The 12,035-nt window shown below is 67.1% G+C and carries 8 protein-coding genes and 3 pseudogenes; 8 read left to right on the top strand and 3 right to left on the bottom strand.

Annotated features, from left to right (window positions below; genetic code table 11):
* Both AD428_RS15135 and gatB read left to right on the top strand, forming a co-directional pair.
* Window positions 1-1,018 (top strand): annotated as a pseudogene (locus tag AD428_RS15135) (amidase family protein); the annotation flags it as partial.
* Between the two features lie 61 nt (window positions 1,019-1,079).
* Window positions 1,080-2,536, top strand: a pseudogene (gene gatB / locus AD428_RS15130) (Asp-tRNA(Asn)/Glu-tRNA(Gln) amidotransferase subunit GatB).
* Window positions 2,537-2,841: 305 nt separating this feature from the next.
* On the opposite strand, the gene pyrE reads toward gatB, so the two are convergent.
* Window positions 2,842-3,525 (bottom strand): orotate phosphoribosyltransferase, encoded by a 684-nt coding sequence (pyrE, locus tag AD428_RS15125; protein WP_053244889.1) that lies wholly within the window; start codon window positions 3,523-3,525, stop codon window positions 2,842-2,844.
* Window positions 3,526-3,714: 189 nt separating this feature from the next.
* On the opposite strand from pyrE, the gene AD428_RS15120 reads away from it, so the two are divergent.
* Window positions 3,715-4,506: an exodeoxyribonuclease III gene (locus tag AD428_RS15120; RefSeq protein WP_053245719.1), complete on the top strand. Its 792-nt coding sequence runs from the start codon at window positions 3,715-3,717 to the stop codon at window positions 4,504-4,506.
* A gap of 421 nt (window positions 4,507-4,927) precedes the next feature.
* Entirely contained in the window at window positions 4,928-6,274 is a 1,347-nt protein-coding gene (gdhA, locus tag AD428_RS15115) for an NADP-specific glutamate dehydrogenase (protein WP_053245718.1), read from the top strand.
* Between the two features lie 30 nt (window positions 6,275-6,304).
* Here gdhA and AD428_RS15110 read toward each other — a convergent pair whose 3' ends face one another.
* Window positions 6,305-6,796: a copper chaperone PCu(A)C gene (locus AD428_RS15110; protein ID WP_053245717.1), complete on the bottom strand. Its 492-nt coding sequence runs from the start codon at window positions 6,794-6,796 to the stop codon at window positions 6,305-6,307.
* A complete protein-coding gene (locus AD428_RS15105) occupies window positions 6,793-7,734 on the bottom strand; it encodes a LysR family transcriptional regulator ArgP (RefSeq protein ID WP_053245716.1) in 942 nt (313 codons plus the stop codon). The genes AD428_RS15110 and AD428_RS15105 overlap by 4 nt, the downstream gene beginning before the upstream one ends.
* A 178-nt stretch (window positions 7,735-7,912) precedes the next feature.
* On the opposite strand from AD428_RS15105, the pseudogene AD428_RS15100 reads away from it, so the two are divergent.
* From AD428_RS15100 to AD428_RS15085, 4 genes and pseudogenes are all read left to right on the top strand, one after another.
* Window positions 7,913-8,540 (top strand): annotated as a pseudogene (locus tag AD428_RS15100) (LysE/ArgO family amino acid transporter).
* 269 nt (window positions 8,541-8,809) lie between these two features.
* The gene (locus AD428_RS15095) at window positions 8,810-9,973 is read left to right on the top strand and encodes an ABC transporter substrate-binding protein (protein WP_053245715.1); all 1,164 of its coding nucleotides are present in this window, start codon (window positions 8,810-8,812) and stop codon (window positions 9,971-9,973) included.
* A gap of 292 nt (window positions 9,974-10,265) precedes the next feature.
* The gene (locus tag AD428_RS15090) at window positions 10,266-11,138 is read left to right on the top strand and encodes a branched-chain amino acid ABC transporter permease (RefSeq protein WP_053245714.1); all 873 of its coding nucleotides are present in this window, start codon (window positions 10,266-10,268) and stop codon (window positions 11,136-11,138) included.
* A gap of 3 nt (window positions 11,139-11,141) precedes the next feature.
* Window positions 11,142-12,035 (top strand): branched-chain amino acid ABC transporter permease (locus AD428_RS15085; protein ID WP_160318587.1); only part of this gene is annotated, 894 nt, incomplete at its 3' end.

Below are 12,035 nucleotides of genomic sequence, written 5' to 3'. Positions count from 1 at the left end.
ACACCGGGGGCTCGGTGCGCCAGCCCGCCGCGCTGTGCGGCGTGAGCGGCATCAAGCCCACCTACGGCACCGTGTCGCGCTACGGCATCGTGGCCTTCGGCTCCAGCCTGGACCAGGCCGGCCCGCTGGCCGCCAGCAGCCGCGACCTGCTCGAAATCCTCGACCTCGTCAGCGGCTTCGATCCGCGCGACGCGACCAGCCTGACGCAATGCGACGGCCAGCCCAACGAGCCCGGCCGGGTGCGGCGCGCCTTCGACGCCGCCCAGGCGGGCTTCGACGCCGCCGGCAGCCAGCCCCTCAAGGGCTGCGCATCGGCGTGCCGCCGAGTACTTCGGCGCCGGCCTGGCGCCCGACGTGGCCGCCGCCGTGGAGGCCGCCCTGGCGCAATTCGTGGCGCTGGGCGCCGAGCGCAGTGGCGGTGTCGCTGCCCCGCACCGAGCTGGCCATTCCCGCGTACTACGTCATCGCCCCCGCCGAAGCCTCCAGCAACCTGGCGCGCTACGACGGCGTGCGCTATGGCCACCGCGCCGCCCGGTACGGCGACCTGAACGACATGATCGGCCGCTCGCGCGCCGAGGGCTTCGGCGACGAAGTCAAGCGCCGCATCCTCATCGGCACCTACGTGCTGTCCCACGGCTACTACGACGCGTACTACCTGCAGGCGCAGCGCCTGCGCCGCCTGATCGCCCAGGACTTCCAGCGCGCCTTCGCCGGCCAGTGCGACGTCATCATGGGGCCGGTCACGCCCACGGTGGCCAAGAACATCGGCGAGAACCGCGACGATCCCACGGCCGACTGGCTGGCCGACGTGTACACGCTGGGCGTGAGCCTGGCCGGCCTGCCCGCCATGTCCGTGCCTTGCGGCTTCGGCGGAGATGGACGGCCCGGCGGCGCCGGCGGCCATCAGCGCCCGGTCGGCCTGCAGATCATCGGCAACTACTTCGACGAAGGCCGCCTGCTGGCCATCGCCGACCGCTATCAACAGGTCACCGACTGGCACAAGCGCTCGCCGCGTTGACGAGGCCCGGCGGCAGGGCGGCGGCGCCCTGCCCCGGCACTCTTGATTGGAATCAGAAACAATGAACTGGGAAATCGTCATCGGCCTGGAAACGCACGCCCAGCTTTCCACCGACTCCAAGATTTTTTCGGGCAGCAGCACCCGGTTCGGCGCCGCGCCCAACACGCAGGCCAACGTGGTCGACCTGGCGCTGCCCGGCAGCCTGCCCGTGATGAACCGCGGCGCGGCCGAGCGCGCCATCCGCTTCGGCCTGGCCGTGGGCGCGGAGATCGCGCCGCGCTCGGTGTTCGCCCGCAAGAACTACTTCTACCCCGACCTGCCCAAGGGCTACCAGATCAGCCAGTACGAGCTGCCGGTGGTAGTGGGCGGCGCCATCTCCTTTTTCGTGGGCGAGGAAGAGAAAACCGTGCGCCTGACCCGCGCCCACCTGGAAGAAGACGCGGGCAAGTCGCTGCACGACGCCTTCAACCTGTCCAACGCGCGCCGGCCAGCGGCATCGACCTCAACCGCGCCGGCACGCCGCTGCTGGAAATCGTCACCGAGCCCGAAATGCGTTCGGCCGCCGAGGCGGTGGCGTATGCGCGCGCCCTGCACAGCCTGGTGGTGTGGCTGGGCATCTGCGACGGCAACATGCAGGAAGGCTCGTTCCGCTGCGACGCCAACGTATCCGTGCGCCCGGCGGGCCAGAAGGCGTTCGGCACCCGCACCGAGATCAAGAACGTCAATTCGTTCCGCTTCCTGGAACGCGCCATCCAGTACGAGGCGCGCCGCCAGATCGAGCTCATCGAGGACGGCGGCACGGTGGTGCAGGAAACCCGCCTGTACGACGCCGACCGCGACGAAACGCGCAGCATGCGCAGCAAGGAAGACGCGCACGACTACCGCTACTTTCCCGACCCCGACCTGCCGCCGCTGGTGATTTCGCGCGAGTGGGTGGAAGAGGTGCGCGCCGCCATGCCCGAGCTGCCCGCCGCGATGCGCGCACGCTACGAATCGCAGTACGGCCTGCCGGCCTACGACGCGGCGCAGCTCACCGCCAGCCGCGACCTCGCCGCCTACTTCGAGGCGGTGGCCAATGCCCTGCCCGCCGGCCAGGCCAAGCTGGCCGCCAACTGGATCATGGGCGAAGTGGCCGCCACCCTGAACAAGGAAGAAAAGGAAATCGCCGAATCGCCGGTTCAGGCGCCCGCGCTGGCCGCCCTCATCGGCCGCATCATCGACGGCACCATTTCCAACAAGATCGCCCGCGAAGTCTTCGCCGCCATGTGGGCCGGCGAGCATGGCGGACAGCCCGACGCCATCATCGAGGCCCGCGGCCTGAAGCAGATCAGCGACAGCGGCGCCATCGGCGCCATGATCGACGAGGTGCTGGCCGCCCACCCCGCGGTGGTCGAGGAATATCGCGCCGGCAAGCAGAAGGCGTTCAACTCGCTGGTGGGCCAGATCATGAAGGCCGCTCGCGGCAAGGCCAATCCGCAACAGGTCAACGAACTGCTGAAGCAGAAGCTGGACGGCTGAGCGGGCGGGCAGCGCGTCCTTCAACGGACGCGTTCAGGCAGCATCAGACGAAGCGAAAGGCCGCGGCATCTTGCCGCGGCCTTTTGTTTGTCCAAGAATGACGTGGTCGCTTCTTGGTCGGGGCTTGGGCCATGAACTGCAAACGGCATGTTGCGCGCCGAACGCAGTCAACGCGTCTCCGAAGACCAGGTGTTCTCGTTCAACCAGCTTCTCGAACGGTCGCCCATTTTTCCAGATCCGGACGCGCCGCCGTTCGGCCGTCCGCTGCCCGCGCCGCCCTCTTGCGCGCCAGGGATGCACGCCTGTTACACCCCGTACTTCGTCCGGTAGGCCAGCACCGCGTCGCGGTGCTCGGCGAACGACGCGTCGTCCTGCAGCAGGGCCAGAATGTCAGCCAACGAGGCGATCGACACCACCGGAATGCCGTAGGTCTTGGCCACGTCCTGCACGGCGGAATGCGCCGACAGGGCGTCGTCCGGGCCCGCGCGCTCCATGCGGTCCATGGCGATCAGCACGGCGGCGGGCTCGGCGCCGGCAGCGCGGATGATCTCCACCGACTCGCGCACCGAGGTGCCCGCGGTAATGACGTCGTCGATGATGACCACCTTGCCGGCCAGCGGCGCGCCCACCAGGGTGCCGCCCTCGCCGTGGTCCTTGGCTTCCTTGCGGTTGTAGGCAAAAGGCACGTCGCTCTTGCCCTGCATGGCGGGATGGCCCGCCAGCGCGACCGCGGTGGCGGTGGCCAGCGGGATGCCCTTGTAGGCCGGGCCGAACAGCATATCGAAAGCCACGCCGGAATCCAGCAGCGCCTGGGCATAGAACCGGGCCAGCAGGCCCACCGAGCGGCCGCTGTTGAACAGGCCGGCGTTGAAGAAATACGGGCTGATGCGCCCCGACTTGACCTTGAAGCTGCCGAACCGCAACACGCCTTCATCGAGGGCGAAACGGACGAAATCGAGAGAGGTGGCGGAGTTCTGGGAGGCGGTCATGCGGCGGAGTCCGGGAGTGGGCAAACCCCGGGATTTTATCGCCTCTTGCCCGCATCGGCCTGCCTCCTCCCGGGCGCCGCGGCAGCGGGCACGCCCCCGGCCGGGCGCATGCCGGGGGCGAGTCGGTTAAATTCCTGCCATTGCACGGGGCCGGTCCGCAGGCCCCGCCGGTTTTACAGGAGTCCCGCTGTGCTGCGCATCACCTCGATCAACCTCAATGGCATACGCTCCGCGTTCCGCAAGGGCCTGCAGCCCTGGATGGCGGCCCACGCCGCCGACATTCTCTGCCTGCAGGAAATCAAGATTTCCGAATCCGACCTGACCGACGAGCTGCGCCATCCGCCCGGCTACACGGGCCACTTCCTGCACGCCGCCAAGAAAGGATACAGCGGCGTGGGCATCTACCTGCGCGACCCGGCCGAGCGCGTGCACACGGGCCTGGGCTGCGAAGAGTTCGACCCCGAAGGCCGCATCATCCGCGCCGACTGGAAGAGCCTCTCGGTCATCAGCGCCTACCTGCCTTCCGGCTCCAGCGGCGACGAGCGCCAGCAGGCCAAATACCGCTTCCTGGACCGCTTCGGCCCCTGGCTCGACAGCCTGATGGACGAGCACCGCAAGACCGGCCGCGAATTCGTCATCTGCGGCGACTGGAACATCGCCCACAAGGAAATCGACCTCAAGAACTGGAAGGGCAACATGAAGAACTCGGGCTTCCTGCCCGAGGAACGCGCCTGGCTGAGCGAGGTCTTCGACAAGCGCGGTTTCGTGGACGTGTTCCGCACACTGGACGACCGGCCCGAGCAATACACCTGGTGGAGCAACCGCGGCCAGGCCTGGGCCAAGAACGTGGGGTGGCGCATCGACTACCAGATCGCCACCCCCGGCATCGCCGCCCGGGCGCGCACCGCATCCATCTACAAGGACGAGCGTTTCTCCGACCACGCGCCTCTTACCATCGACTACGACGCCACGCTGTCGTGATCGCGAGCGTTGCGCAAGCGCCCCAATAAATAAGGGACGTAACATAAGCCCAAACACCCCGCAGGGCTGGGAAAAGCGGGGACTGCCTGCCAAACCGGCAAGGGGCGGCCTCGTCCCGCCCCCGTTTCACACGGCCCAATTTATTGGGGACATGTCTGAAGCCGGCAATTTTGCTGGGTTTACCGAAACGGGGCCGGTAGATACGGGGGAGCCGCCATCCGTTCCACGTTAATACGACCCCATTTAAATAGCAAAATTTTTCCTTGTATATCAATGCCCTGGAGCATTTTCCTATTTTGCGCAGGGCAACATTTTGATCCTACAATTCCGCACCACGACGGTGCGTCATCTGCACCAAAACGAATATAGGCGCCCTGATCCGGCGCATTTTTTGCCCCCATCCGGGGCACCCAAGGAGAGGATGTTGAAAGTGCAGAGCCTGGACGACTTCCTGCGTGGCGTGGCCGCGCGCGATCCGCAGCAGCCGGAATTCATGCAGGCCGTGCAGGAGGTCATGATGAGCCTCTGGCCTTTCATCGAAAAGCATCCCCACTATGCGGAGCAGGCCCTGCTGGAGCGGCTGGTCGAGCCCGAACGGGTGATCCAGTTCCGCGTCTGCTGGACCGACGACCGGGGCCAGGCCCGGGTCAACCGCGCCTTCCGCATCCAGCACAACTCCGCCATCGGCCCGTTCAAGGGCGGCATGCGCTTTCACCCCTCGGTGAACCTGTCCATCCTGAAATTCCTGGCGTTCGAGCAAACGCTGAAGAACTCCCTCACCACCCTGCCCATGGGCGGCGGCAAGGGCGGCTCGGATTTCGATCCCAAGGGCAAGTCCGACGCCGAGGTGATGCGCTTCTGCCAGGCGCTGATGATCGAGCTCTATCGCCACCTCGGTCCGGACACCGACGTGCCGGCCGGCGACATCGGCGTGGGCGCGCGCGAAGTGGGCTTCATGGCCGGCATGATGAAAAAGCTGTCCAACTCCACGGCCAGCGTATTCACCGGCAAGGGCCTGACCTTCGGCGGCAGCCTGATCCGCCCGGAAGCCACCGGCTACGGCACGGTGTACTTCGCCGAAGAAATGCTCAAGCGCGTCGGCCGTTCTTTCGACGGGCTGCGCGTATCGGTATCGGGTTCGGGCAACGTGGCCCAGTACGCCATCGAAAAGGCCATGGCGCTGGGCGCGCGCGTGGTCACCGTGTCCGACTCCGGCGGCACCGTGGTGGACGAGGCCGGCTTCACCCACGAAAAGCTGGTCGCCCTCATGCACATCAAGAACGACCTGCGCGGGCGCCTGGATACCTATGCGCGCGAGTTCGGGCTGCCCTACGAAGCGGGCAAGCGGCCCTGGCACGTGCCGGTGGACGTGGCGCTGCCCTGCGCCACGCAGAACGAGCTGGAGCTGTCCGACGCCCAGACGCTCATCAAGAACGGCGTGCTGTGCGTGGCCGAAGGCGCCAACATGCCGGCCACCCTCGAGGCCGCCAAGGCCTTCATCGCCGCGCGCGTGCTGTACGCGCCCGGCAAGGCCAGCAATGCGGGCGGCGTGGCCGTGTCGGGCCTGGAAATGAGCCAGAACGCGGCGCGCCTGTCGTGGACGCGCGAGGAAGTGGACGCGCGCCTGCACGCCATCATGCGCGACATCCACGAAAACTGCGTGCGCCACGGCCACACCGAGCGCGAATACGTGAACTACCTGGACGGCGCCAACATCGCGGGCTTCGTGAAGGTGGCCGACGCGATGCGGCAGCAAGGGCTGTACTGACGGAACCGCCCGCGGCGGGGCGGAGCCGGCTCAGTGCTTCATCCCGCCGTGGCCATGGTCCATGCCGGGCATGTGGCCCGCCGGCTTCACTTTGAACTGCACGGCCACTTCGCCGGCCCGCTCGAACTTGAGCGTGGCCGGCACGGTGCCGCCCTCGGCGAAGGGCGCCTTCAGCTTGATGAACATGACGTGGTAGCCGCCCGGGCGCAGCTTCACCTCGCCGTCGGCCGGCACGGCGATGCCGCCGTCGACCTGGCGCATCCGGGCCACCCCGTTCTCCGTCTGCACGGTGTGCAGCTCGACGCGCTCGGCCGCGCTGGAGGTCACCGACAGCAGCCGGTCGGGCGTCTTGGCATCGTTGTCGATATCCAGGTAGCCCGCGCCGTTGGTCTGGCCAGGCGCCGAGGCGCGCACCCAGAGATCGTCCACCTCGATCTGGCCCACCTTGTAGTCGCCGGCCCAGACCGATCCGGCCGCGCAAAGGCCAAACGCCGCGATGGCGGCGCAGGTGCGGAATTTCATGAGACATCCTCCTTGTGAACAGGGCCTGGGAACAGACGCTGGCGCCGCCGGACCAGGCTGCGGGCGGCTGACAGGACCGACTCGGTCAGGGCTTCCATCGCCTCGGAGTTTACCCGCCAATGCTGCCAGTAGAGCGGCACATCTTCCCACGCCCGGCTCCGCAGCAGCACCAGGCGGCCCGCGTCCAGGTGTTCCTGGACCAGCGGCAGGGGATTCATGGTCCAGCCCAGCCCGCCCAGCGTGGCCTGCACGAACGCCCGCGTGGAAGGCACCCACCACACTGGCGGCTGCCAGGCTTCGCGGCCGGCGATGCGGTGCGCGAAACGGGCCTGCAGGGCGTCCTTGCGGTTGAACACCAGCACCGGCGCGCGGGCCAGCGTCGCGGCGCTCACGCCCTGCGCGAAATAGCGCGCATGGAACGCCGGCGTGCAGGTCGCCACATAGCGCATGCTGCCCAGCGCGTGGATGCGGCAGCCCTGCACCGCGTCGGCCAGCGTGGTCACCGCGCCCAGCACCGTCGCCGTTGCGCAGCACGCCGCCGTGTGGTCCTGGTCTTCGGGCCGCATGTCCAGCGTGGCGCGGGTGCGCGCCGAGAAGAGCAGCGCGGCCTCCACGAACCAGGTTTCCAGGCTGTCGTGGTTGACCGCCACCGGAATGCTGGCGTGCGGAACCTCGTCGTCGGCGACGCCCAGGCGGTTGAGCGCTTCGTGCTCCAGCAGCGCGGTCTGCTCGGCCAGCTGCACCAGCACCTGGCCGTCGGCCGTGGCCGCCGCCGGCACGGTGCGCTGAACCAGCAGGCGCCCCATGCGGTCTTCGAGCGACTTGATCCGCTGCGACACGGCCGACGGCGTGACGTTCAGCGCCACGGCGGCGCGCTCGAAGCTGCCTTCGCGCACCACCGCCGCCAGCGCGCGCAGGTTGCCATGGTCGATTCTCATGCGTATGCGCTCCCGTTCCCGATGATTAGTTTTGCTTAATATAGCTAAGGAAAATTAGCTTTATTTCATATCGCATGCAAGCCACAATACTGCCAGGCCGCCGCGCAACCCGCGGCGGCCGGCATTTCCGCAGGCGCGCCGCGCCGGGTTTCGCACACACAACAGGTTGTACCCAGTCATGTTCGCCACGCTTTCCTCCCCCCTATTCGTTACCGCCTGGGCCAGCGGCACCGCCACCGGACTGGGGCTGTTCGCCGTCGTGGGCGCGCAGAGCGCGTTCATCCTGCGCCAGGGCCTCATGCGCGCCCACCTGCTGAGCGTGATGGCGGTATGCGCCCTGATCGACGCCGTATTCATCTTCGCCAGCGTGTCGGGCCTGCAGGCGCTCACCCAGTGGTTTCCCTGGCTCACGACCGCCGTGCTGTGGTTCGGCGTGGCCTTTCTCTCCTGGTACCGCGCTGCAGTCGGCGCGCGCGCTGGCGCGCGCAGGGCGGGCTGGCCGCCGCGCGCGACGTGGTGCCGTCGCGCCGCGCAGCCATACTGGGCGCGCTGGGGTTTTCGCTGCTGAACCCGCACCTGGCTGGACATGGTGGTCTGGGCTCGCTGGCCCACGGTTTCGACGACGCGCGCATGGCATTCGCGGCCGGCGCGCTGACGGCCAGCCTGCTCTGGCTGGCGTGCTGGGCATCGGCTCGCGGCTGTTCGCCCCATTCTTTTCCAGCGCGCTGGCCTGGCGCGTGCTGGACGGCGTGATCGCCGTCGTAATGGCCTCGCTGGCCGCGAGCCTGGCGCTCAAGGGCGTCTGAAGCCGCCCGCCTGCCCGCCGCCTGCCGCGCCGAAGCGCCTCTCCCCCGGGGAGCAGGCGCTTTTTCTTTTGCGGCGCAGCAATGACAGGCATGCCGGTGTCCATTAACTAGGGATTTATACCGACAAGCGCCCCGCGGTCAGATTCGCGTAAGTGACGGAGCCGACAGTCACTGTTCGCAGCAACAGGAGGAGCGCCAACACCGCAACACGCCGCCAGGCGCCGGCATCCGGTTTTCCATGCAGTTCCACCAAGACAACGGAGACATCAATGGATTTTCGTTTGAAGCTGCTTGCAGGAACCCTGATCTTTGCCGTGTCGGCCGCGTCGCACGCCGCCGACGCCATCAAGATCGGCGTATCCGGGCCGTACACCGGGGGATCCTCGTCCATGGGCGTCAGCATGCGCGACGGCGTGCGCCTGGCCATCGAGGAAATCAACAAGAACGGCGGCGTGCTGGGTCGCAAGCTTGTGGCGGTGGAGCGCGACGACGAAGCCAAGAACGAGCGCGGCGTGCAGATCGCTCAGGAGCTGATCAACAAGGAGCAGGTGGTGGCCACGGTGGGCTACATCAACACCGGCGTGGCCCTGGCTTCGCAGCGCTTCTACCAGGACGCGAAGATCCCCGTCTTCAACAACGTGGCGACCGGCACCGTCATCACCGAACAGTTCAAGGCGCCGGAGTATCCCGAGAACTACGTCTTCCGCAATTCCGCCAAGGACAGCATCCAGGCGCCCATGATCGTCGAAGAGGCCATCACGCGGCGCGGCTACAAGAAGGTGGCCATTCTGGCGGACTCTACCAATTACGGCCAGCTGGGCCGCGAAGACCTGGAAAAGGCGCTGGCGGCCAAGGGCGTCAAGGCCCTGGCCGTGGAGAAGTTCAACATCAAGGACGTGGACATGACGGCGCAGCTCCTCAAGGCCAAGGAAGCGGGCGCGGAGGCGATCCTCACCTACGGCATCGGCCCCGAGCTGGCGCAGATCGCCAACGGCATGGCCAAGCTGGGCTGGAAGGTTCCCATGATCGGGAGCTGGACGCTGTCCATGGCCAACTACATCGACAATTCCGGCGCCAACGGCGAAGGCGCGCGCATGCCGCAGACCTTCATCCAGGAGCCCGACACGCCCAGGCGCAAGGCCTTTATCGACGCCTACCTGGCGAAGTTCAAGCCCAAGAACAACCGCATCGACTCTCCCGTGTCGGCCGCGCAGGGCTATGACTCGATCTATCTGCTGGCCGCCGCCATCAAGCAGGCCAACTCCACCGAAGGCCCGAAGATCCGCGAAGCCCTCGAAAATCTGCAGACACCCGTCGAAGGCGTGGTGATGACCTACAACAAACCGTTCACGCGCGACAACCATGACGCCATCACCGTCAAGGAAGTGGTGATCGGCGAGGTCAAGGGCGGCAGAGTGGTCAAGGCGCAGTAGGAGCCCGCCCCAAGCGCCGCAGGCGGACCGGCGTAGCCGGAACCGCCCGACGACCTGGGTTCGGGGCGGCCCTGCCGGACGGTGGCGTTTCGCCTTGAAGGAAAGACGCTGCGACGGCGCAGCCGTGTGGCCGCGGTCGGACGGTCCTTCCCTTGGGCGCGGCGCACCGGCCCGGCCGATCGGGTCATGCCCGTTGCATGCAATGCAGGTGGCGCGCTGCGCCTTGGACAACTGAACACCGCGTTCCGCCCGTGCAGCATGGAGCGGAATGCCGGCGTCACGAACACACACCATGATTCTTCTACAGCTCATCTATAGCGGTATCGCGCTGGGCATGATCTATGCCGTCATCGCGTTCGGGTACCAGCTCACCTTCGCCACGTCCGGCACGCTGAATTTCGGCCAGGGCGAGTCCCTCATGCTGGGCGCGCTGGTCGGCCTGACGCTCGTGGGCCTGGGCGTGAACTACTGGCTGATGATCCCGCTCGTCTGCCTGTTCGGCCTGGCGCAGGGCGCGCTGGTCGAACGCGTGGGCGTGCGCCCCGCGATCAAGACGCGTTCGGAGTTCGGCTGGATCATGGCCACCATCGCGCTGGGCATCATCTTCAAGAACGTGGCCGAGAACGTCTGGGGCCGCGACGACCTGCGGTTTCCGTCGCCGCTGCCCGAGTCTCCCATCAAGCTCTTCGGCGCCAATGTGCTGCCCATGGAACTGCTGGTGGTGTTCGGCGCGCTGGCGATGATGCTGCTGGTCGAGCTGTTCAACCGCAAGTCCATCTACGGCAAGGCCTTCGTGGCCACCTCCAACGACCGGGACGCCGCCGGCCTCATGGGCATCAACACCGGGCTGGTCATTACCTTTTCGTATGCGCTGTCCTCGCTTACCGCCGCCTTCGCCGGCGTGCTGGTGGCGCCGCTCACGCTCACGGGCGCCACCATGGGCGCGGTGCTGGGCCTGAAAGCCTTCGCGGTGGCGATCATCGGCGGCCTGTCCAGCGGGCTGGGCGTGGTCGTGGGCGGACTGATCCTGGGCATTGCCGAAACCACCACCGGCTTTTATCTCTCCACCGGCTACAAGGACGTGCCGGGGCTGGTGCTGCTGCTGCTGGTGCTGACCTTCAAGCCCGCCGGCCTGTTCGGCAAGACCGCGATCAAGAAGGTGTAAGCCATGAAATCCCTGCGTATCGCGCTTTCCGTCGCCGCCATCGCCTGCCTGGCCGCCGTGCCCCTGGGCGTCACCAACACCTATTACCTGCACCTCATCGAAACCATCATGATCTATGCGATCCTGCTGTTCGGGCTCGACATCGTGGTGGGCTATACCGGCCAGGTGTCGCTCGGCCATGCGGGGCTGTTCGGCATCGGCTCGTACGTGGCGGGCGTGCTGTTCTTCCACCTGCACCTGCCGATCTGGGTCACGCTGCCGGCGGCCATTCTCATCGCGGCCGCCTTCGGCGCGGTGCTGGCGCTGCCCGCGCTGCGCGTCACGGGACCGTACCTGGCCATGGTCACGCTGGCCTTCGGCACCATCATCCAGATCCTCATCAACGAGATGACCTTTCTTACCGAAGGTCCGCTGGGCATCAAGATCCCCAAGCCCTCCATCGCCGGCCACGTGCTCACCAAGAGCGAGTACTTCTGGCTGGTGGCCGCGCTGATGGTGCTTGCGCTCATCGTGGTGCACCGCATTCTCAAGTCGCACCTGGGACGGTCTTTCGAGGCGCTGCGCGACAGTCCCATCGCGTCGGACTGCATGGGCGTGTCGGTGTACCGGCACAAGGTCTACGCCTTCGTCATCAGCGCCGGCTTTGCCGGGCTGGCGGGCGCGCTGTACGGCTACTCGGAACAGTACATCTCGCCCAATACCTACAACTTCGAGCTCACCATCCTGTTCCTGCTCGCCATCATCATGGGCGGGCGCAAGAGCCGCACCGGCGCGCTGCTGGGCGCGTCCATCATCGTGCTGCTGCCCAAGATGCTCGACGACATCGACTCGTTCCGCCTCATCGCGCTGGGCGTGGCGATCGTGGTGGCGGCCGGCTGCGCCGCGCGCGGTGGCGCG

This window comes from Achromobacter sp. DMS1 (assembly GCF_001270295.1).
The sequence above is the reverse complement of the archived record's forward strand: the minus strand, read 5'-3'. Positions and strand labels throughout refer to the sequence as shown.